Origin of the sequence: Pseudonocardia halophobica, from assembly GCF_027922425.1 — a bacterium.
Classification (GTDB): Bacteria; Actinomycetota; Actinomycetes; order Mycobacteriales; family Pseudonocardiaceae; genus Pseudonocardia; species Pseudonocardia halophobica.
In genome coordinates, this window is the sequence record NZ_BSFQ01000016.1 from 48693 (window position 1) to 69329 (window position 20637).

General features: G+C 74.0%; 19 protein-coding genes and 1 pseudogene. 10 read left to right on the forward strand and 10 right to left on the reverse strand.

Translation table 11 applies throughout. From position 1 onward, the window contains the following. Positions 1-20: 20 nt before the first annotated feature. A pseudogene (locus PKE99_RS19290) lies at positions 21-1054 on the reverse strand (CaiB/BaiF CoA transferase family protein); the annotation flags it as partial. Between the two features lie 186 nt (positions 1055-1240). Between PKE99_RS19290 and PKE99_RS19295 the strand changes: the two are divergent. Genes PKE99_RS19295 through PKE99_RS19310 form a run of 4 tightly spaced genes read left to right on the forward strand, consistent with a single transcriptional unit; the run spans position 1241 to position 5100 of the window. Continuing rightward, positions 1241-2353, forward strand: coding sequence for an acyl-CoA dehydrogenase family protein (locus PKE99_RS19295; RefSeq protein WP_271214897.1), 1113 nt, complete (start codon positions 1241-1243; stop codon positions 2351-2353). Then, positions 2350-3516: an acyl-CoA dehydrogenase family protein gene (locus PKE99_RS19300; RefSeq protein ID WP_037047320.1), complete on the forward strand. Its 1167-nt coding sequence runs from the start codon at positions 2350-2352 to the stop codon at positions 3514-3516. Before PKE99_RS19295 ends, PKE99_RS19300 begins: the two co-directional genes overlap by 4 nt. Positions 3517-3547: 31 nt before the next feature. Further along, positions 3548-4717: a thiolase family protein gene (locus tag PKE99_RS19305; RefSeq protein WP_037047318.1), complete on the forward strand. Its 1170-nt coding sequence runs from the start codon at positions 3548-3550 to the stop codon at positions 4715-4717. Further along, a complete protein-coding gene (locus PKE99_RS19310; RefSeq protein ID WP_051737614.1) occupies positions 4717-5100 on the forward strand; it encodes a Zn-ribbon domain-containing OB-fold protein in 384 nt (127 codons plus the stop codon). The genes PKE99_RS19305 and PKE99_RS19310 overlap by 1 nt, the downstream gene beginning before the upstream one ends. A gap of 22 nt (positions 5101-5122) precedes the next feature. Here PKE99_RS19310 and PKE99_RS19315 read toward each other — a convergent pair whose 3' ends face one another. From PKE99_RS19315 to PKE99_RS19355, 9 genes are all read right to left on the reverse strand, one after another. Beyond that, entirely contained in the window at positions 5123-6661 is a 1539-nt protein-coding gene (locus PKE99_RS19315) for an ABC transporter substrate-binding protein (protein ID WP_037047316.1), read from the reverse strand. 88 nt (positions 6662-6749) lie between these two features. Continuing rightward, entirely contained in the window at positions 6750-8303 is a 1554-nt protein-coding gene (locus PKE99_RS19320) for an ABC transporter substrate-binding protein (RefSeq protein ID WP_037047314.1), read from the reverse strand. Positions 8304-8328: 25 nt separating this feature from the next. Further along, on the reverse strand, positions 8329-9120 hold the full coding sequence (locus tag PKE99_RS19325) for an SDR family NAD(P)-dependent oxidoreductase (RefSeq protein WP_037047312.1): 792 nt from the start codon (positions 9118-9120) through the stop codon (positions 8329-8331). Next, the gene (locus PKE99_RS19330; RefSeq protein ID WP_037047309.1) at positions 9117-10073 is read right to left on the reverse strand and encodes an NADP-dependent oxidoreductase; all 957 of its coding nucleotides are present in this window, start codon (positions 10071-10073) and stop codon (positions 9117-9119) included. The genes PKE99_RS19325 and PKE99_RS19330 overlap by 4 nt, the downstream gene beginning before the upstream one ends. Before the next feature lies 1 nt (position 10074). Further along, positions 10075-11136, reverse strand: coding sequence for a zinc-dependent alcohol dehydrogenase (locus PKE99_RS19335; RefSeq protein ID WP_081924229.1), 1062 nt, complete (start codon positions 11134-11136; stop codon positions 10075-10077). Next, positions 11133-12182: an ABC transporter ATP-binding protein gene (locus PKE99_RS19340; protein ID WP_051737613.1), complete on the reverse strand. Its 1050-nt coding sequence runs from the start codon at positions 12180-12182 to the stop codon at positions 11133-11135. The genes PKE99_RS19335 and PKE99_RS19340 overlap by 4 nt, the downstream gene beginning before the upstream one ends. Beyond that, positions 12179-13201, reverse strand: coding sequence for an ABC transporter ATP-binding protein (locus tag PKE99_RS19345; RefSeq protein WP_231498260.1), 1023 nt, complete (start codon positions 13199-13201; stop codon positions 12179-12181). The genes PKE99_RS19340 and PKE99_RS19345 overlap by 4 nt, the downstream gene beginning before the upstream one ends. Then, positions 13198-14178: an ABC transporter permease gene (locus PKE99_RS19350; RefSeq protein WP_081924227.1), complete on the reverse strand. Its 981-nt coding sequence runs from the start codon at positions 14176-14178 to the stop codon at positions 13198-13200. Before PKE99_RS19350 ends, PKE99_RS19345 begins: the two co-directional genes overlap by 4 nt. Next, positions 14175-15119, reverse strand: coding sequence for an ABC transporter permease (locus PKE99_RS19355; RefSeq protein ID WP_037047303.1), 945 nt, complete (start codon positions 15117-15119; stop codon positions 14175-14177). The genes PKE99_RS19350 and PKE99_RS19355 overlap by 4 nt, the downstream gene beginning before the upstream one ends. Positions 15120-15512: 393 nt before the next feature. Between PKE99_RS19355 and PKE99_RS19360 the strand changes: the two genes are divergently transcribed. The 6 genes from PKE99_RS19360 to PKE99_RS19385 all read left to right on the forward strand — a co-directional run bounded on the left by PKE99_RS19360 (position 15513) and on the right by PKE99_RS19385 (position 20601). Then, positions 15513-16754: an LLM class flavin-dependent oxidoreductase gene (locus tag PKE99_RS19360; protein WP_037047301.1), complete on the forward strand. Its 1242-nt coding sequence runs from the start codon at positions 15513-15515 to the stop codon at positions 16752-16754. Continuing rightward, entirely contained in the window at positions 16751-17551 is an 801-nt protein-coding gene (locus PKE99_RS19365) for an alpha/beta fold hydrolase (RefSeq protein ID WP_037047299.1), read from the forward strand. The genes PKE99_RS19360 and PKE99_RS19365 overlap by 4 nt, the downstream gene beginning before the upstream one ends. Continuing rightward, entirely contained in the window at positions 17548-18234 is a 687-nt protein-coding gene (locus PKE99_RS19370; RefSeq protein WP_051737611.1) for a 3,4-dihydroxy-2-butanone-4-phosphate synthase, read from the forward strand. Before PKE99_RS19365 ends, PKE99_RS19370 begins: the two co-directional genes overlap by 4 nt. 105 nt (positions 18235-18339) lie before the next feature. Continuing rightward, positions 18340-19755, forward strand: a complete 1416-nt coding sequence (locus PKE99_RS19375) for an MFS transporter (protein WP_156067684.1) — start codon at positions 18340-18342, stop codon at positions 19753-19755. Positions 19756-19813: 58 nt separating this feature from the next. Next, positions 19814-20143: a hypothetical protein gene (locus tag PKE99_RS19380; protein ID WP_037047297.1), complete on the forward strand. Its 330-nt coding sequence runs from the start codon at positions 19814-19816 to the stop codon at positions 20141-20143. A gap of 11 nt (positions 20144-20154) precedes the next feature. Then, positions 20155-20601, forward strand: a complete 447-nt coding sequence (locus PKE99_RS19385; protein ID WP_037047295.1) for a deazaflavin-dependent nitroreductase — start codon at positions 20155-20157, stop codon at positions 20599-20601. The last annotated feature ends 36 nt before the right edge of the window (positions 20602-20637 follow it).

Consider the following 20637-nt stretch of genomic DNA (forward strand, 5'->3'; position numbering starts at 1 on the left):
GCCCGCCGGCCGTCCAGCTCGACCGGACCCGCCGGGACGCGCAGGGGCCCGGCGCCGGTCGCCACCTCCGCCCAGGCGCCGCGTTCGGCGAAGTGGTCGGCCGCGAGGACCTCGGCGGGGGAGAGCACCGCGGCGGTCGGGACGCCCCGCTTCTGGCCCTCGTCCACCAGGTCGTCGCGGGTGCGCCCGGCGAACAGCGCCGCGATCAGCGGGTACAGCCGGTCCCGGGCCTCGAACCGGATCCCGATGTGCTCGAAGCGGGGATCGGCGAACTCCGGGGGCTCGCCCAGCCAGCCCCACATGCCGCGCCACTGCCGCCGCTGAGCACGCAGATGCGGACGTGCCCGTCGGCGCACGGGAAGATCGGGTAGAGGTGTGCGACGTCCGGCCGGTCCCGGGTGCCGATGGCGCGCGCCCCGCCGGTCGCGCTGCCGGAGATGCCGAAGCCCGGGTCCACGGCGTGGGTGAGGGCCTCGTGCAGGGACACGTCGACGAGATCGCCCACACCGGACTCCAGGGCCCCGGCGTAGGCGACGAGCGTGGCCCACGCGGCCTGGACGGCGGCGGAGTGGCCCGCGATCGCCGCGGGCGGCGGCAGCGGCGGCAGCCCCGGCCTGCCGGAGCGGGCGAGCGCGCCGCTCATGGCCAGCAGCACCTCGTCCGTGGCGACCCGGTCGCGGTAGGGCCCCGTCTGCCCGAACGGCGTCACCGCCACCACGACCAGCGCCGGGTTCAGCGCGTGGAGCTCCTCCGCCGTGAGCCCGTCGTCGGCGCCGGGCGGGCGGTCGTGCACCAGGATCGCCGCCGACCGGACGAGCCGGGCCAGGTCCGCTGCGTCGACGACGGCCGAGCGCTTGTTCGCGTCCTGCACCAGGTGTGCGACGCCGGTCCCGGCGACGACCGGCTCGCGGCGCCGCGCGGGCGCCCCCTCCGGGGGCTCGACCCGCACGACGTCCGCCCCGAGGTCGGCCAGCAGGCGGGTGGTGACCGCGGCGACGCCGTCGGCCAGGTCGAGGACGCGGACCCCGTGCAGGGGCAGCTCACCGTCGGTCATCGCGGAATGCCCACCTCGCCCCGTTGCGCCGGTCAGACAGCCTTCCGGACGCTAAAACGAACTCTTGTCGTCCGCAATAGACCGGCGAGGTGGCGGCCACCCGGGCCACTCTTGCGATGTCGCGCGGGCGGCGCCTACGGTCGGGTGATATCGGATGACGGTCGTCCGTAACCGACGGAGGTGGAGATGCCGGCCTTCGCCGTGCCGCCCGAGCACGCCGACCTGCGGGCGGCCGTGCGGCGGTTCCTGACCGAGTGCTCGCCGGAGGCCGAGGTCCGCCGGCTGATGGAGACCGGGGCCGGGCACGACCCCGCGGTCTGGAAGCGGATGGCGGGCGAGCTCGGCCTGCAGGGACTGATCGTCCCCGCGGACCACGGCGGCGCCGGCGCGGGGCGCGTCGAGCTGGGGATCGTGCTGGAGGAGGCCGGGCGCGCGCTGCTCTGCGCACCGCTGTTCGCCACCGTCGCCCTCGCCGCCACCCTGCTGCTGGAGTGCGACGACGCCGACGCGCAGGCCCGGTACCTCCCCGGCATCGCCACCGGCGACACCGTCGCGACCGTGGCGGTGTCGGCGCCCGACCCGGGCCGTCGTCCGCCCGGCTCGGGGGTCGCCGCGGCGGGCACCGCCGAGGGCTGGCGGCTGACGGGGGAGGAGCCGTACGTCGTCGACGGGCACGCGGCCGATCTCCTGCTGGTCCCCGCCCGCACCCCGGCGGGCCTCTCGCTCTTCGCCGTGGACGGCCGGCTCGCGCAGCGGCACCCGCTGCAGACCGTCGACCGGACGCGCAGGCTGGCGCGGGTGACGTTCGCGGACACCCCGGGCGAGCTGCTCGGCCGGGACGGGAGCGCCGGCCCGGTGCTCGACCGCACGCTCGACCTCGCCGCCGTCGCGCTCGCGTCCGAGCAGGCCGGTGCCGCGGCCTTCGTGCTGGAGCGGACGGTCGCCTACGCCAAGGAGCGTGTGCAGTTCGGGAGGCCCATCGGCGGCTTCCAGGCGATCAAGCACATGCTCGCGGACCTGCTGCTGGAGTCCGAGTCGGCGATCTCCGCGGCGCGCTGGGCGGCCGCGGCGGCCGACGAGGGCGACCCGGACCTGCCGGCGCTGGCGAGCCTCGTCCGCGCCTACTGCTCCGACGCCTTCGTGCGGATCGCGGCGGACTCGATCCAGATCCACGGCGGGATCGGCTTCACCTGGGAACAGGCGGCCCATCTCTACCTGCGCCGGGCCCGGACGAGCGCCCAGCTGCTCGGGGATGCCGCCTACCACCGGGAGCGCCACCTGCAGAGGAGCATGACATGAGCGTGCGCGCGGAGGTCGCCGCCTGGCTGGCAGCCGAATGGGACCCCGCGACGATGAGCGCAGGCCGACCCCGGACGGAGTTCGTCGCGGCGGTCGTCGAGGCGGGGTGGGCCGCGCCGCGCTGGCCGCGCCGCTGGTTCGGCCGCGGTCTGTCCGACGACGACGGCCACGTCGTCGAGGAGGAGTTCCGCCGCGTCGGCGCCCCGGGCTCCGGGCAGGACCGGCACAACCTGTACGCGGCCACCGTGCTGAGCTTCGGCTCGGACGCGCTGAAGGAGCGGTTCGTCGGCCCGATGCTGCGGGGCGAGGTGGCGATGTGCCTGCTCTACAGCGAGCCGGGCGCGGGATCGGACCTCGCCGCCGTCCGCACCCGGGCGGTCCCCGACGGGGACGAGTGGGTCGTCGACGGGCAGAAGGTCTGGACCTCGTCGGCCCGCACCGCGGACTACGGGATGTTGCTGTGCCGCACCGACTGGTCGGTCCCGAAGCACCGCGGACTGTCCTTCTTCCTCTTCCCGATGCGGCAGCCCGGTGTCGAGGTCCGGCCGCTGCGGCAGATCACCGGGGAGTCGGAGTTCAACGAGGTCTTCCTGACCGGGGCGCGCGTGCCGGACGAGCACCGGCTCGGCGGGCTCGGCGAGGGCTGGCGCGTGCTGCAGACCGCGCTGGCCTACGAGCGGTCGGTCATGGGGGACCGGGCCCGCGCGGGGCGCTCGGACAGGGGCATGGCCGAGGTGGGCGACGAGCTCGTGAGGCTGGCCGCCGAGACCGGCCGGCTCGGCGATCCCGTGGTGCGCCAGGACCTCGCCCGGGTGGCGGCCCTGCGCACGGTCAACGAGTGGAACGCGTTGCGCGCCAAGGCCGAGGTGGAGCAGGGCTCCTCGTCGTCGGTGATGTCGCTGGGCAAGCTCGCGATGTCCCGGATCCTGCACGAGAGCGCCCGGGTGCGCACCGCCCTGGCGGGCCCGCGGGCCATGGTGGAAGGCCCGGAGGAGCCGATCGGCGACGAGGCGACCTTCCTGGCGCTCAACGCCTACTTCACCTCGATCGGCGGGGGCACCGACCAGATCCAGCGCAACATCATCGCCGAGCGGATCCTCGGCCTGCCGAAGGAGTACGAGGTGGACCGCGACGTCCCGTTCTCGGAGGTGCGCGGTGGGTGAGGCGGCGGCTGATCCTCTGACACCCCGGACGATGCCCCGGGGCCGTACACCCGCGATCGTCGGGCTCGGGATGACGGAGATGGGCAAGGTCTACGACCGCACCGCCGCGGAGTTCGCCGCGGACGCCGTGCGGCTGGCGGTGGCGGACGCCGGGCTCTCGCTCGAGGACGTCGACGGCCTGCTCACCTCGGCCGGCGTCGGCGGCGGAGTCGGCCTGGGGCTGGCCCGCGACCTGGGCCTGCGCGACCTAGCGGTGCTGTCGGAGATGCAGTCGTACGGGTCGACGGCCGGGCAGATGGTCCAGTACGCCTCGCTCGCGGTGGCCTCGGGGATGGCCGGGACGATCGCGTGCGTGTTCGCGGACGCCCCGCTGCGCCAGGGCACGTCCACCGGCGCGGCCTACGGCTCGAGGGGTGCCGTGGGCTGGCGCGGGGTGCTCGGCGCGAGCGGGATCGCGGACACCACGTCGATGTACGCGCTCGCCGCCCGCCGGCACATGGACACCTACGGGACCACCCAGGACCAGCTGGGGCACATCGCCGTCGGGCAGCGGGCGTGGGCGGGCATGAACCCGCGCGCCCAGTTCCGGGACCCGCTGACCCTGGAGCAGTACCACGCCTCGCGCTGGATCACCGAGCCCTTCCACCTGCTCGACTGCTGCCTGGTGTCCAACGGCGGCATCGCCGTCGTCGTGACGTCGGCGGAGCGGGCCGGGTCCCTGGCCCGGCCGCCGGTGCACGTGCACGGCTGGGGCCAGGCGCACCCGGGCCGCTCGCTGCTGCGCCACGAGAACTTCGGGCTGGTCTCCGGCGCCGCCCGGTCGGGACCTGCGGCGTTGGCGATGGCGGGCCTGTCGGTGTCCGACGTGGACGTGGTGGAACTCTACGACTGCTACACGTTCACCGTGCTGATCACCCTGGAGGACTACGGGTTCTGCCCCAAGGGCGAGGGCGGGCGGTTCGTCGCCGACGGCACCCTCGGCCCCGACGGCAAGCTCAAGGTCAACACCGGCGGCGGCCAGCTGTCGTCCTACTACCTGTGGGGCATGACGCCGCTGTCCGAGGCGGTGCTGCAGGCCCGCGGGGAAGCGGGGGAGCGGCAGGTCGCCGACCACGACGTGGTCCTGGTGTCCGGCAACGGCGGCGTGCTCGACCACCACTCCACCCTCGTCCTGTCCCCGCACGCCCCCGGGAGGGCCTGATGGTCGGGAAGGTCGCACGGGACGCCGCGACCGCGGAGTTCTTCGACGGCACCGCCCGCGGCGAGCTGCTCCTGCGCCGCTGCCACGACGGTCACCTGTCCTCGCCGTACGCGACGGCCTGCGAGACCTGCGCCGCGGCGGACCTCACCGCCACCCCGGCCAAGGGTGGCGGCACGGTGGTGAGCCACGCCGCGGCGCACCGGCGGGACGGCACGACCCTCCCGCTGGTGATCGTCGAGCTGGACGAGGGGCCCTGGTGGTGGTCGTGCGTGGTCGGCGCGGAGCCGCACGAGGTCACCACCGGCGCGCGGGTGCGGCTGCACCACGAGCGGGCGGACGGCGGGTCGGAGGCCGTGCCGGTCTTCCGGCTGGTCGCCGCCTGACCGGCGGCGACCAGCCGGACCGTCAGGCCCCCACGCCGACCCCCCGGAGGCTGAACATGAAGTTCACCCGGTAGCCCTCGGACGGCAGCACCACCTTGCTCGTGAAGGCCATCGGCGGGGTGTGCTGGTGGATCGGCACGCGCTTGCGGATGTCCTTCTCGCTCTCGACCATCTGCCGCACCGCCGGGCTGCGGGCCTGCGGGTCGGTCCCGAGGAGCGCGGCGCCGTACGCCGTCACGAACTGCGGCGTGCTCACGTTCCACGGGTTGTAGAACTGGTCCGGCAGCTCCGGGAGATAGGCCGTCGTCGGGTCGCCCACCGGGGACCCCATGCCGATCAGCGCGTTGCCCTCCTCGCGCGCGAAGAAGGTGTCCGCCGTGGTGGCGGCGTCGATGACCCGCGGCTTCACCCGGAACCCGCCCGCCTCGAGCATCGGGATCAGGGCCTCGGCCGCCGAGCGGTGGCTGTCGATGCCGGGGATCAGGAACTCGATGTCGACGCCGTTCGGGTAGCCGGCCTCGACGAGCAGTTGCTTCGCCCGTGCCGGGTCGTGGTTGAAGCCCGGCGCGTCCGGCGTGACGGCCGGGTCGTAGCCCCAGTGGTCCGGGGGCAGGAACTGGGCGACGGGGGTCCCGTAGCCGAAGAACACGCCGTCGACGATCGCGGTGCGGTCGATGGAGTGCTCCAGGGCCTCCCGGGCCTCGAGCTTGTCGAACGGCGCCTTGCCCGGGTTCATGAAGAAGTTGAGGATCGCGGTGCTCGCCGAGGCCTCGGCGTTGAGCCCGGCCGCCTTCGCCTGGTCGGCCTGGGAGGCCTCGAGGTTGGCGATGTCCGCCTGGCCGCCGATCAGCATGTTCATCCGCGTCGTGGCCTGCGGCTGCACGTAGATCTCGTACTTGGCGGCCTTGGCCGCCTCCTTGTCCCAGTAGTTCGGGTTCCGCTCGAACCGCACGACCTGGTTCGGCACGTACTCGACCAGCGTGGCCATGCCCGACCCGACGGGCTTCTGGTCCAGGTCGGGGTTGTCGAAGGCCGCCGGGCTGATCATCACGCCCGCCGAGCTGGAGAAGAAGTTGGGCAGGTTCCCGCCCGGCCCGTTCAGGTTGATCCGCACCTGGGTCGGCGACACGACCTGCACGTCCTGGATCGCCCGGATCAGGCCCTTCACCGCGCTGGTCTCGGAGAACCGCGCCCGGTCGAGGTTCGCCTTCGCGGCGGTGGCGTCGAACTTCGTGCCGTCGACGAACGTGACGTCGTCCCGGAGGTCGAGCACCAGGGCCTTGCCGTCGTCGACGAACTCCCACTTCGTCGCGAGCTGCGGCTTGAGCTCGCCGAACGTGTCCGCCCTGATCAGGTGGTCGTAGGGCAGCTGGTAGACGACGTTGTCCCAGGGGTTGCCGGACCTGTGCGGGTCGAAGGTCGACACCGCCTGCGACCAGGCGAAGCGCAGGGTGGCGTTCGGGTCGGCCTGTGTGGCCTGCCCCGAACCCGTCCCGCCCCCGCTCCCGCCGCCGCACGCGGCGGCGAGCAAGGCCACCACGGCGACCAGCACCGCCAGCACCCTCGACGACGCTCTCCTGTCACGCCCCATTGCGCTCCTCGTCTCCCTCGTCTCCTCCGACCGACCGCCGCCGCCCGGCGGAGCCGGTTCAGCCCGCCGCCACCGCGATGCCGCGGAACACGGGCGCGTACGCGGGCCGGTAGCCCGGCGGGAAGATGACCTTGTCGGTCCAGACGCTCGGCGGCTGGGCCGCGTAGATGCCGAACTGGCGCCGCAGGTCCTTCTCGTCCTCGATCATCCGGTGCACCGCGGGCAGCCGCTCCTCGCGCGTCGCGCCGACCAGGGAGTCGTTCCAGGCCTGGGTGAACTCCGGCGACGTCGTGTTCCACGGGTTGGTGAACTGCCCGGTCAGGTTCGACTCGTACTGGGTGGACGGGTCGACGAACGGTGCGCTCGCACCGATGTAGGCGTTGCCCTCCTGGCGGCCGAAGAACGTGGCCGGCGTGGTCGCGGGCTCGATCACCCGGGTCCTGGGCCGCAGGCCCACGGCCTCGAGCATCGGGATGACGGCCTCGGAGACGGCGCGGTGGTCGTCGAGCGCGGGGATGAGCATCTCGAAGTCCGCCCCCGCCGGGTACCCGGCCTGCGCCAGCAGCTGCTTCGCCTTCTCCGGGTCGTAGGCGTAGTCCGGGCCGTCCCACGCGACCTTGTCGTCGTAGGCCCAGTGCCCCGGCGGGATCAGCTGCGAGGTCGGCGCGCCGATGCCGAACAGGACGCCGTCGACGATCGCCCGGCGGTCGATGGCGTGCTCCATCGCCTGCCGCACCTCGAGCTTGTCGAAGGGCGCCTTGGCGGTGTTCACGGTCATCCGGAAGATCGTCGTGCTCTGCGACGGCTCGACGTGCAGGCCCGCGGCCACCGCCTGGTCCTGGGTGGACGGGTCCAGGTAGGTCATGTCGATCTGGCCGGTGGTCAGCATGTTCAGCCGGGTCGGCGACGACGTCTGGACGTAGACCTCGACGCCGGCGACCTTGACGGCGTCGGGGTCCCAGTAGTTCGGCGCCTTCGTGTACCGGGTCACCTGGCCCGGCACGTACTCGGTCATGGTGAACATGCCGGAGCCGACGGGCTTCTGGTCCAGGTCGGGGTTGTCGAACGCCGCGGGACTGATCATCGACCCGTGCCGCTCGGTGAACAGGGCGGGCAGGTTGCCGCCCGGCGAGCTCAGGTTCAGCCGGACCGTGGTCGGGTCCGGGGTGTCGATCGAGGCGATCGCCCGCAGCGCGCCCTTGACCGCACTCGTCTCCAGGGTCTTGGCGCGTTCGAGGTTCGCCTTGACCGCGGCGGAGTCGAACTTCGTGCCGTCGTGGAAGGTCACGTCGTCGCGCAGGGTCAGCTGCAGGACCGTGCCGCCGTCGAGGAACTCGTACCCGGTGGCGAGCATCGGGACGATCTCGCCGTTCTGGTCCTCCTGCAGGAGCTGGTCGTAGACCAGCCGCAGGTTGACCATGTCCCAGGCGTTGCTGGAGCGGTGCGGGTCGAAGCTGGAGACGTTCTGCACGAACGCGTAGCGCAGGATCGCGTTCGGGTCCGGCTGCGCGGCGGCGCCGGAGCCCGCGCCACCGCCTCCGCACGCGGTGACCAGCAGCGCGAACACGGCGATCAGCCCGGCGATCAGCCGCCGGGACGAAGGAGCCCTCACCGGGCGCTCCTCTCGGGTCGGGGCGTCAGCCCGTGAACTGGCCACCGGCGGGGTGCAGGATCTGCCCGGTGGTGAACGACGACTCGTCGCTCGCGAGGTACAGGCACGCGTCGGCGGACTCGGTCGCGGTGCCGAGCCGGTTCATCGGCGTGATGCTCATGGCCATCGCGTAGGCGGGCTCGTCGTCCTCGAGCCCGGCGATCATCGGCGTCGCCGTGTAGCCGGGGCCGACGGCGTTGACCCGTACCCCGGTCTGCGCCAGCTCCAGGGCCATGACCTTGGTGAGCATCCAGACCCCGGCCTTCGACACGCAGTACGGCGACGCGCCGGCCAGTGGGATCTTCGCCGCGGTCGAGGCGATGTTGACGATCGACCCGCCCGTGCCCTGCTCCAGCATCTGCCGGGCCAGGGCCCGGTCGGTGAACAGCACGCCGAGGACGTTCACGTCGAGCACGCGGCGGAAGTTGTCCGGCTCGAGGTTGACGACGTGCGTGGCGTCGCCCCGCGCCGCGCGGGTCTGGATGTTGCTGGCCCCCTGTGCCGTGGCGACGCCCGCCGCGGCCACGCCGACGTCGACGCGCCCGAAGGCCTCGACCGCGGCGGCGACCAGCGCCTCGCAGTCGGTCTCCGAGGTCGTGTCGGTTCGCACGTACCGCGCGGAGCGGCCGGCCTTCTCCACCAGCGCGACCGTCTCGGCACCGTCCCGGAGATCGCCGACGACGACGTCGGCGCCCTCCTCGGCGAACCGCACCGCGGTCGCCTGCCCGATGCCGCTCGCGCCGCCGGTGATCACGGCGACCTTGCCCGTCAACCTCATCGAGGGTCCTTTCCGAAGGTGAGCACGAGTCGGCCGCGGGTGCCGCCCGCCTGCAGCCGGCGGTGCGCGGCGGCGGCCTCGGCGGCCGGGTAGGTGTCGGCGACGCGCAGGGTCAGCCGCCCGTCGAGCACGAGCTGGGCGAGCTTGGCGATCTCCGCGCCGTCGGTGAGGTGGTCGCGGACCATGACCGGGTGGACGCGGATGTCCCGCTCGGTCGGGCCCGCCCAGAACCGGACGGTGGTCAGGGCGCCGCCGTCGCGCACCATCGGCAGGGCCCCCGCGTCGAGGACCGCCGCGTCGATCAGCCCGTCCACCCCGTCGGGCACGGCGGCCCGGAACGCGGCGACCTCCTCCGCCACGTCGCGCGAGGCCGGCACCACCACGTCGGCGCCCAGGCCGCGGACGAGCTCCGCGTCCTGCGCGAACGCGTCGGCGACGACCCGCAGGCCGGCGATCCGGCCGAGCTCGATCGCGTACCCGCCGACGGCCCCGGCCGCGCCGGTCACGCCGAGCGTCTGCCCGGCGGTGAGCCCGAGGTGCAGCAGTGCGGAGTAGACGGTCAGGCCGTTCATCGGGAGCGTGGAGGCCTCGACGTCGCTGATGCCGTCCGGGATCGCCGCGGCCGCGTTGTCCGGCACCACGACGTACTCGGCCTGGGCCCCGCCCAGCGCGCGGCGCGGCATGACGATCGCCATCACCCGCTCGCCGACGGCCCAGGCGCTGTCGGGGCCGACGGCGTCGACCACGCCGGCCATCTCCATTCCCGGCACCCACGGGGCGGGCAGGCCCTCCGACTCCCGCGGGCCCCACTGTCGGAAGGCGGTGTCGGTCGGGTTGACCGCCGCGGCGGTGGTGCGGATCCGGATCTCCCGCGGACCGGGCTCGGGGGTGGGCAACTCGACGAGCCGCAGCACCTCGGGACCACCCGGGTGCGGGATGCCCACGGCGTACATGTCAGGACTCCTCGGGAGCGACGGGGTCGGGCAGGACGAGCACCTTCACCGAGCCGTCGACGGCGTGCTGGGTGTCGAAGGCGTCGGCGACCCGGCTCAGCGGGACGCGGTGGGACACGAGCGGGGCGACGTCGACCAGGCCGTCGGTGAGCAGCCGGAAGGCCTCGGTCGCGTCGGGTCCGGTGTAGGCGAAGCTGCCGAGCAGCCGGATCTCCTTCTGCACCACCGTGTCCAGGTCGACCGGCGGGCGCGCACCGACCAGGCCGGCGACCGAGACCGTCCCGCCCGCCCGCACGACCTCGGTGGCGAGCGCGGTCATCGCGGGGGCGCCGGAGCACTCGAAGAAGGTGCCGACGTTCCCCGCGACCTGGTACGGCGAGGTCGACGTGCCCCACCGGTCCAGCAGGTACGTCCGCGGGTCGTCGGTGCGCGCGTCGAGGACCGTGGCGCCGAGTCCCGTTGCCGCGGCGAGCCGCGCGGGGGAGACGTCGATCCCGACGACGTCCCGCGCGCCGTAGGCCAGCAGCACCCGCAGCACGCACTGCCCGATCGAGCCGAGCCCGGCCACGACGAGCGGCCCGTCGAGCTCGGGCGCGGCGGTCGCGACGGCCCGGGTCGCGACCGAGAGCGGCTCGAGGAAGGCGCCCTCCTCGACGCTCATCGAGTCGGGCATCCGGTGCAGCCGGGCGCCGGACTCCGCGTTCGGCACGAGGACCTTGTCCGAGAGCCCGCCGCGCGCGCTGGAGGCCGGCGCCGCACAGAGGTTGGTGCGGCCGAGGGAGCACTGGCGGCAGGAGCCGCAGGGGCCCATGGGGTTCACCGCGACCCGGTCCCCGACCTCCAGGCCGCGGATCCCGGACCCGGCCGCGGAGACCGTGCCCGAGAACTCGTGGCCCATCGGCGCGCCCGGCGTGATCCAGACGCCCTCGGCGAAGGCGTGCACGTCCGACCCGCAGATGCCGCAGGCGGCCACGTCCAGCACCACGTCCTCGGAGCCGGGGACGGGATCCTCGACCTCGACCAGCCCGATCCGCCCCACGCCCTCCCAGACCGCGCTCCTCATGCGGACACCCGGGCCAGGGTCCGGACCGATGCGCCCGCGAGGCGAGGACCGGCCGTGTGCAGGTGGCAGGCCACCTCGCCGGAGCCCTGGGCGGGCGTGAGCGGCGGGACCTCGGTGCGGCAGACGTCCATCGCGTAGGTGCACCGGGTGTGGAACCGGCAGCCCGGCGGCACCCGCGACGGGTCCGGCGGGTCGCCGGACAGCACGATCCGCTCGCGGCTGCGCTGGGTCCGGGGCGACGGCACGGGCACGGCGGACAGCAGCGCCTCGGTGTAGGGGTGGGCGGGGGCGTCGAACACCCGGGCGGCGTCGCCGTGCTCGACGATCTGCCCGAGGTACATCACCGCGACCCGGTGGGAGATGTGCCGGACGACGGACAGGTCGTGCGCGATGAACAGGTACGTCAGGCCGATCTCGGCCGAGAGCTCCTCCAGCAGCCCGATGACCTGGTTCTGGGTGGAGACGTCGAGGGCCGAGACGGCCTCGTCGAGCACCAGGATCTTCGGGTCCGCGGCGATCGCGCGGGCGATCGTGAGCCGCTGGCGCTGGCCGCCGGAGAACTCGTGGGGGTAGCGGGTCATGTACTCCGGCGGGAGTCCGACCCGGCGCAGCAGCTCCGCGACCCGCTCCACGCGCTCGGTGCGGCCCAGCTTGACGTGCACGTCGAGCGGCTCGCCGATCGAGTCCCGGACCAGCATCGACGGGTCCAGTGAGGAGTAGGGGTCCTGGAACACCATCTGGATGTCCCGGCGGGCGCTGCGCAGCTCCTTCGCGGGCAGGCCGAGGAGCTCGCGGCCCTCCAGCCGCACCGACCCGCCGGTCGGCTCGACCAGGCGCATCAGGCCGCGCGCCGTCGTCGACTTGCCGCAGCCGGACTCGCCGACCAGGCCGAGGGTCTCGCCCTCGGTCAGGTCGAAGCTCACCCCGTCGACGGCCTTCAGCTCGATCCGCTCGCGGAACAGCCGCTTGCGCGGGGCGAAGGTGACCTCCAGGTCGCGGACGGTCAGCAGCGGATCCGCCCTCCCGGGCAGGGACTGGGCGGTCACGGGTTCCCCTTCAGGGTCAGCTCGGCGTGGCGCAGGCAGCGGGTGGTGTGATGGGCGGCGACGAGCTCCAGCGGCGGCGTCGGCCCGCCCGTGCAGGCCTCGGCGGCGTACCGGCACCGCGGGTGGAAACGGCAGCCCTCCGGCATCGCGCCGACCCGGGGCGGGTGGCCCGGGATGCTCGCCAACGCCTCGGACGGGTTGTCCATCCGGGGCATGGCGGCGAGCAGCCCCTCCATGTAGGGATGCCGGGGGTCCTCGAAGAGCTCGTCGAGCCCGGCGCTCTCCACGATCTGCCCGGCGTACATCACCAGCACCCGGTCGCAGATGTCCGCGACGACGCCGAGGTCGTGGGTGATGAAGATGACCGACATCCCGTGCTCGCGCTGGATCTCCCGCAGCAGCTCCAGGATCTGGGCCTGCACGGTGACGTCGAGGGCCGTGGTCGGCTCGTCGGCCACGATGACGTCGGGGTTGCAGGCGAGCGCGATCGCGATCATCACGCGCTGACGCATGCCGCCCGAGAACTCGAAGGGGTACTGGGTGGCGCGCCGGGCCGGGCTGGGCACCCCGACCCGGTCCAGCAGCTCGACCGCCCGGCGCTTCGACTCCCGCCGGCTCGCGCCCTCGTGCCTGCGCAGCACCTCGGCGATCTGGTCGCCGACCGTGAACGCCGGGTTCAGGCTGCTCATCGGCTCCTGGAAGATCATCGAGATCGTCGGCCCGCGGACGTCGGACATCTCCTTCGGGGAGAGCCGGGTCAGGTCGTGGTCGAGCAGCCGCAGGGTGTCGGCGCGGACGCGGGTCTGCTTGGGCGGCATCAGTCCGGCGATCGACAGGCAGGTCACGCTCTTGCCGGAACCGGACTCGCCGACGATCCCGAGCGTCTCCCCGCGCCGGACGGAGAAGCTCACCCCGTCGACGACCGTCGCCCACCCGGACTCGGTGAGGACGTCGACGACGAGGTTGTCGACCTCGAGGGTGGTGTCGGTCAGGGTGGCTGCGTTCTGGGTCGCCGTCACGACTCGGTCCTTTCCTCGCGGCCGAGGGCGTCGCGGAGGCCGTCGCCGAGCGTCACGAACGTGAACACCGTCAGCGCGATCAGCACGCCCGGGAAGATGCCCAGCCACGGCGAGCGTCCGAAGTAGAGGAAGCCCTCGCGGATCATGGATCCCCAGCTCGCGTCGGGCGGCTGGACGCCGAGGCCGAGGAAGCTCAGGCCCGCCTCCGAGAGCATCGCGTAGCCGGCGGTCACGGCGATCGCGACGGTCAACGGGGACAGGGTGTTCGGCAGGATGTGCCGGAGGATGACCATCCAGGTCGGGGTGCCGATGCTGCGCGAGGCCTCGACGAAGGTCTCCTCCTTGAGCCCCAGGACCACGCCGCGGACCAGCCGGAGGAACCGCGGCGCCATCAGGATCCCGACGGCGAACATGGCGTTGCGCAGGCTCGGGCCGAGGACGCCGACCAGAGCGATCGCGAGCAGCAGCGGCGGGAAGCTCATCGCCGCGTCGTTGAGCCGCATGACGACCTGGTCGAAGCGGCCGGACAGGAAGCCGGAGAGGAAGCCCAGCGGCACCCCGATCGCCATCGCCACGGCCAGCGCCAGCGCGATGGCGAGCAGGGACACCCGGGTGCCGACGATCAGCCGGCTCAGGATGTCGCGGCCCAGCTGGTCGGTGCCCAGGAGGTGGCCGGGGGAGAAGGGGTCCAGCAGCACGGCGCGCAGGTTCTGCGCGTTCGGGTCCGCCGGGGTGATGAACGGTCCGATCAGGGCCACGACGACCAGCAGGGACAGGACCCCGAGCGCGATCATCGCGCCCCGGTTGCCGCCGACCCGGCGCCGGAAGTCCGCCCACGCCCCACCGCCGTGGGCCAGTGCCTCGGCCGAGACCGACGCGGGGGCGCCGGCCGGCATCGCCGAGGCCGCGGGTGCCTCCGGCGCGACCTGTGCCGACGGCTCCCGGGCGGCCTCCGACTTCTTCTCCACATTGGTCATCGGGGCCGCACCTTCGGGTTGAGGTAGCCGTACGTGAGGTCGACGAGCAGGTTCGAGAGCATCGCGACGAGCACCGCGACCAGCACGATCCCCTGGATCACCGGGATGTCGCGGGTGGTCACCGCGTTGAGCGCGACCTGGCCGAGGCCGGGGACGCCGAAGATCTGCTCCACGAGCACGGCGCCGCCGAGCAGCGCGGTGATCTGCAGGCCCAGGACCGTGACGAGCGGGACGCTCGCGTTCTTCATGACGTGCTTGCCGATCACCACCCGCCCCCGCAGGCCCTTCGCCCGCGCCGTGCGGACGTAGTCCTGCTGCAGCACACCGATGATCGAGCCGCGCAGCTGCCGGGCGCTCTCCGCGGCGCCGGCGATGCCGAGGGTCAGGGCCGGCAGCAGGATGTGCGAGGCCCAGGCGGCGGGATCCTTCTCGATGGGGACGTAGCCCGTCGCCGGCAGCCACCCGAGAGTGAGGCTGAACAGCAGCACGAACATCAGGCCGAGCCAGAAAGACGGCAGGGCGATGCCGAGCGACGAGCCGATGCTCGAGATGCGGTCCAGCCAGGTCCCGCGGCGCAGCGCCGACACGATCGCGGTCGGCACTGCGATCAGCAACGAGATGACCAGGGCGGACCCGGCGAGGGCGAGCGTGACGGGGAGCCCGTCCCCGATCGAGGTGGCGACCGGACGGCTGGTGAACAGCGAGGTGCCCAGATCGCCCGACAGGGCGGAGGTGATCCAGTCCCAGTACTGCACGACCATCGGGCGGTCGAGCCCCAGCCGTTCCCGCACGGCCGCCACCTGCTCGACCGTGGCCTCCGGGCCGGCGATCGTGACGGCCGGGTCGCCCGGGATCAGCAGCACGAGGCCGAAGACGACGAAGGTCACCAGCAGGAGTACGGGAACGGTGGTCGCCACGCGCGTCAGAAAGAACTTCAGCACGGGATGCTCAACCTCCTCGTTGAAGTCGGCGCATCGATTCTCGGGAAATTCCGGGCAGCACGCGGCCCCGTTCCGGGGGTCGCCCGGGAAGGGGCCGGCAGAACCCGTCGGCGGGTTCTTCGGGCCGGTCTCAGCAGGGGGATCGACGGTCGGCGTCGGCTTCGGACGCTAAGCGAGGCGGCCCGTGGCGGGCAATGGGCGGCGCGTCCGATTTCGCCGGGAAATCGTCCGGGCGCCGTTTCCCGCTCGATCCGGCCCGCGCATTGGGACGATGTCCACGACGGCGCCGGAACTGCTGTGCGGATCCCCATTGTCTCCCCCGCCGACGGCCGCCCACGCTGGCCCCGGGCCCGGCAGGTGCCGGGCGCCGCGGTGAGGTCAGGAGGCGGAACGGTGAAGTTCCACTGGTTCGCGGAGGTCACGTACGACGGACTGCCGCCCGGGTTCCCGGCGGCGGGGCAGGGCGGCTGGGTCGACAGCCCGATCGCGATGGCCGACGCCGAGCGGGTCGGCGCCAACTACCGGATGTTCATCCGGCTCATGCAGCAGGCCGACCGCGACGGCTTCGACGGGCTGGCCGTCAACGAGCACCACCAGACCCCGTTCGCCATGACGCCCTCGCCGAACCTGCTCGCGGCCAGCGTCGCGAGCAGCACCGAGAAGGCCGCGATCCTCGTGATCGGCGACTCCCTGGCCCTCTACAACCCGCCGACGCGCGTCGCCGAGGAGATGGCCTACCTGGACTGCCTGTCCGAGGGGCGGCTGATCGCGGGGTTCGTGTTCGGCACCCCGATGGACTCGACCCACGCCTACGGGCGGCCGCCGATCGAGCTGCGCGAGCGCTTCCACGAGGCGCGCGAGCTGATCCTGCGCGCCTGGGTGGAACCGGAGCCGTTCACCTTCAACGGCCGCTACACCCAGCTCCGCCAGGTCAACCTCTGGCCTCGGCCGATCCAGCGCCGCCCGCCGATCTGGGTCCCCGGCTCGACGAGCCCGGAGACCTGGGAGCTCGTGACCCGCGAGAACTACTGCTACGGCCACCTGTCCTTCTCCGGCCTGAAAGCCGCCAAGCCGCTGGTCGACGGCTACTGGGACTACGTGGCGGCGCACGACGGCGACATGAACCCGCACCGGATGGCGTTCACGCAGATCGTCTGTGTCGCCGACACGGACCGGGAGGCCGAGGAGAAGTACGCCGAGGCGGTGCGCTACTTCCAGCGCGTCCGGGATCCCGCCGTGCGGTGGGCGACGCCACCGGGCTACCACTCGTCCGCGGCCCTGCGCGGCATGCTCGGCCGGACGACGTCGCCGCAGGCCGTGGAGGACAAGCGGCGGGCGGTCACCGGCGAGATGGGCTTCTGGGAGTACGACGAGAAGGGCTACATCGTGGCCGGCACCCCGGACCGGGTGGCGCAGCGGCTGCGCGAGCTGGCGACCGAGCTGCGGGTCGGGCAGCTGATCGCGTCGCTGCACATGGGCAACCTGCCGGAGGAGACGGCCGCGATGAACACACACCTGTTCGGCACCAAGGTGATCCCGCAGCTGCGGGACCTGTGGGCGGACCAGCCGGACCACTGGACCCCGGCGGTCAGCCAGGCCCGGGTCGGGGCGCCCTCGCTGGTGGCGGGCGCATGAGCACCTCGACGGTCAACGGCGTCCGGCTCCGCTACGACGTCCAGGGCGACGGCCCGCCGCTGTTGCTGATCGCCGGACTCGGTCTGAGCTCCCTCGCGTGGGCCGCTGTCGTGCCGCGGCTCCGCGAGGACTTCACGGTGATCACCTTCGACAACCGGGGGACCGGGTTGTCGGAGGTGCCGCCCGGCCCGTACCCGATCGACACCCTGGGCGACGACGCAGCCGCGCTGGTCCGGCACCTCGGGCTCGGCCCGGTCGCGGCCGTCGGGTGGTCGCTGGGCGGTTCGGTGCTCCAGTCGATGCTGGTCCGGCACGGCGACGTGTTGTCGAAGGCGGTGCTGCTCAACGCCTTCCCCTCGTACACCGGCGTGCAGGACGCCTGGCTCGACGCCGGCCTCGCGCTGCGCCGGGCGGGCGTGGATCCGGTGTCCGTCGGGATCCACGGGATGCCCTGGGCGTTCACCCCGCGCCTGCTCGCCGACCACGCCGCCGCGCAGGCGCAGGCCGAGCTGGCCCGCAAGGACCCGCACCCGACCACGCTCGCCGGGTTCGAGGCGCAGGCCGCGGGCCTGCGGGTCTACGACTCCTGCGCCGACCTGCCCTCGGCGACCACCCCCACCTTGGTGCTCGCGGGCGCCGAGGACGTGCTGACGCCGGTCGCGCAGTCCGTGGAGATGGCCGAGCTGCTGCCGCACGGCACACTGCAGGTCCTGCCGCGGGGTGGGCACGGCATGGTCGTGGAGTACCTCGACGACACCCTCGCGGCGATCACCGCCTACCTCGGGGCCGACCGGTGAGCGCGCCGGCCCTCGGCCCGGTCAGTGCGGTCGATCGGGCCGTCGAGGCCATCGCGGCGGGGCGTCCGGTCGTCCTGCTCGACGACCTGGCGGCCACCCCGCAGGTCGTGCTCGTCGCCGCCGCGGAGCTCGCCGACACGTCCACTGTGGCGCTCGTCGTCCGGGAGTCCGGCGGGCTGCTGTGCGTCGCGTTGCCGGGGGAGCGGCTCGACGCGCTGCGGATCCCCCCGATGACGGCGGGCTGGTCGGCCGAGCGGCCCGCGGCGGCGGTGTCCGTGGACCTGGCCGTGGGCGTCTCCACCGGGATCTCGGCCCGGGACCGGGCCGCGACGGTCCGGGCCCTCGCGGACCCGGCCACCACGGCCGCGGACCTCGTGCTGCCGGGTCACGTGCTCCCGCTGCGCGCCCACCCGGACGGGCTCGCCGCCCGGACCCGGCCCGCCGAGGCGGCCGTCGACCTGTGCCTGCGGGCCGGGCTCGCACCGGCGGGCCTGGTCGCGGCGGCACCTGACCTCGGGCCGGGAGTCGCCGGGCCGGCGCGCGCCCTCGCCCGCCGGCTCGGGGTGCCGGCCCTGCCGATCTCGCGGCTCGCCGCCCTGTCGCTCCCGCGGCCCGCCGGGGTGGTCCCGGCGCCGCCCGCTCCGCCGGACCGTACGGCGGCCCGGGTCGCGCGGGCCGGCTGACGGGTGGGCCCGATCTCCGCGGCCCGGTCCGGCACGGCCCGATCCGCTGCTGCCCCGCCCGGCGCGACGCCGGTCGTCGCCCGGCGTGGCGCCTTCCTGGTCCTGATGTGCAGCGTGCAGTTCATGATGCTGGTCGGCGGCACCGTGGTGACGGTGTCGCTGCCCGTCATCCGCCGTGAGCTCGGGCTCGGGGCCGGCGAGCTGCAGTGGGTGCTGACCGCGTTCCCCCTGACTTTCGGCTGCCTGCTGTTGCTCGGCGGCCGGTGCGCGGACGTCTTCGGCAGGCGCCGGCTGTTCCTGACCGGGCTGCTGGTGTTCGGGGCGGGTTCGCTGCTGTGCGCGGTCGCGGACCGGTCCTGGGTGCTGATCGGGGCGCGGGCGATCGCGGGGCTCGGAGCCGCGATGGCCTCGCCCGCCGCGATGGCGCTGCTGACCTCGGTGTTCGTCGCGCCGCGCGACCGCAGCACCGCGCTCGGCGCGTGGGCCGCCGTCGGCGCGATCGGCGCCACCCTGGGCAACGTGCTCGGCGGCCTGCTGACCTCCGCGGGCGGCTGGCAGTGGATCTTCCTGGTGAACGTGCCGGTGTGCATCGTCGCGGCGGCCGCGGTGCTGCTCCTCGTCCCCGCCGGGGTCCCCGAGGGACGCCGGCCGCGGCTCGGCCTGCTCGGCGGGGCGACGTGCACTGCGGCCGTCGCTGCGCTGGTCCTGGGGCTCGGCGAGCTCCGCGTCCCCGGCGGGCTCCCGGTCGCGACGGTCCTGCTCGGGACGGCCGTCGCGCTCGCCGCCGCGTTCGTGGTCTCGCAGGTGCGCAGCCCCGAGCCGCTGCTGCCCCTCGGTCTGTTCCGCAGGCGGACCTCGTTCGCGTTCGCGCTGGTCCTGGTCACCGCGGGCACCGGGATCGGCGCCTACTTCACCACCTCGCTGTTCATGCAGGAGACGCTCGGCTGGTCGGCCTTGCGGGCGGGCCTGGCCTTCGTGCCGTGGGCCGCGCTGACCGCGGTGGTCGCCCAGGTCGCGTCGCGCACCCTGCACCTGATCGGCCCGCGGGTCCTGGTGCCGGTCGCGATGCTGGTCTCGGCGGCCGGTGCCCTGCTGCTGTCCCGCGCCTACGGCCCGTCGGTCGCGTTCGTGCCCGACCTGCTGGTGCCGTTCCTGATGCTCGGCGCGGGGACCGGGGCCGCGAGCGTGAGCTGCACGGTGACGGCGATGTCCGGCGTCCCGCGGTCCCGGCACGGTGTCGGCGCGGGCGCGTTGAACAGCACGCAGGCCATCGGCGCGGCGGTGACCATCGCCGTCGTCACCGTGCTGACGGCGACCGCGACGACACGCGCCCTCGCGGCGGGCAACACCCCGCTCGGCGCGTCGGTCGAGGGGCAGCGGTTCGCCGTGCTCGTGCTGGCCTTCCTCGCGCTCGGCGGTGCGGTCGCGGCGGCGGTCCTCCTCCCCGGCCGCACCCCGGCCCCCGACGGCCGCGACCTCGATCCGGGCGCCGCGCTGCCGGCCACCGGCCCTCTGCCCTGACACGGCACACCCGGCCGTGGCACTTGCCGCGCCCCGCCCGAACCATCAGGCTCGGGGCGTGAGCGACAAGTTGGTCGAACTGCAGCTCGACGACGCCGGCCTCTCCGGCGACCTGCCCCGGCCCCACGGCGGGGAACAGGACGAGATCCAGGACGTGCCCTTCCGGCCCGTGGTGTTCCGCGACGACGACCTCCCGTCGGCGCTGGCCCGCTCCGCGGAGTGGCTGCGCGGGGCGCAGGAGTGGCTCGGCGAGCCGCTCGACGTCATCGCGATCCACCTCGACTACGACGACCGCGCCGGGGCGCCGTACTACGAGGTCAAGCTGCTGTGCAACGAGGAGGACCTGGCGGGCGCCCCGCTCGCGCGACGACGGGAGGAGCGCGGCTGAGCGCGCCCGGCATGCCCGAGAAGGTCGCCCCGCCGCGCTGGCTCAGGCCCGTGAACGCGGTCCTGCTGGTGGCGCGCCGGTTCGGGCTGGGCTGGGCCCGTGAGCTGCCCGTGCTCGTCCTGCCCGGCCGGCGCACCGGCAAGCTCCGGCACACGCCGGTCTCGGTGCTGGAGTTCGAGGGCGGCCGGTACCTGCTCGCCGGCTTCCCCGGGGCGGACTGGGCGGCGAACGCGCGGGCGGCCGGGGTCGGGACGCTCGCCGTCGGGCGGCAGGAGGAGCGGGTCCGGCTCGTGGAGCTCTCCGCGGACGAGGCCGTCCCGGTCCTGCGCGCCTGGCCGGTCCGCATCCCGCAGGGCGCGAAGATCATGCGCGACGCCGGGGTCGTCCCCGACCTCGAGCCCGACACCTTCGCCGCGCTGGCAGGGCGCTGCGCCGCGTTCCGCCTCGAGCCCGCGTGACCGGGGCGGGCCCCGTGATCGCCGGCCGGCGTTAGG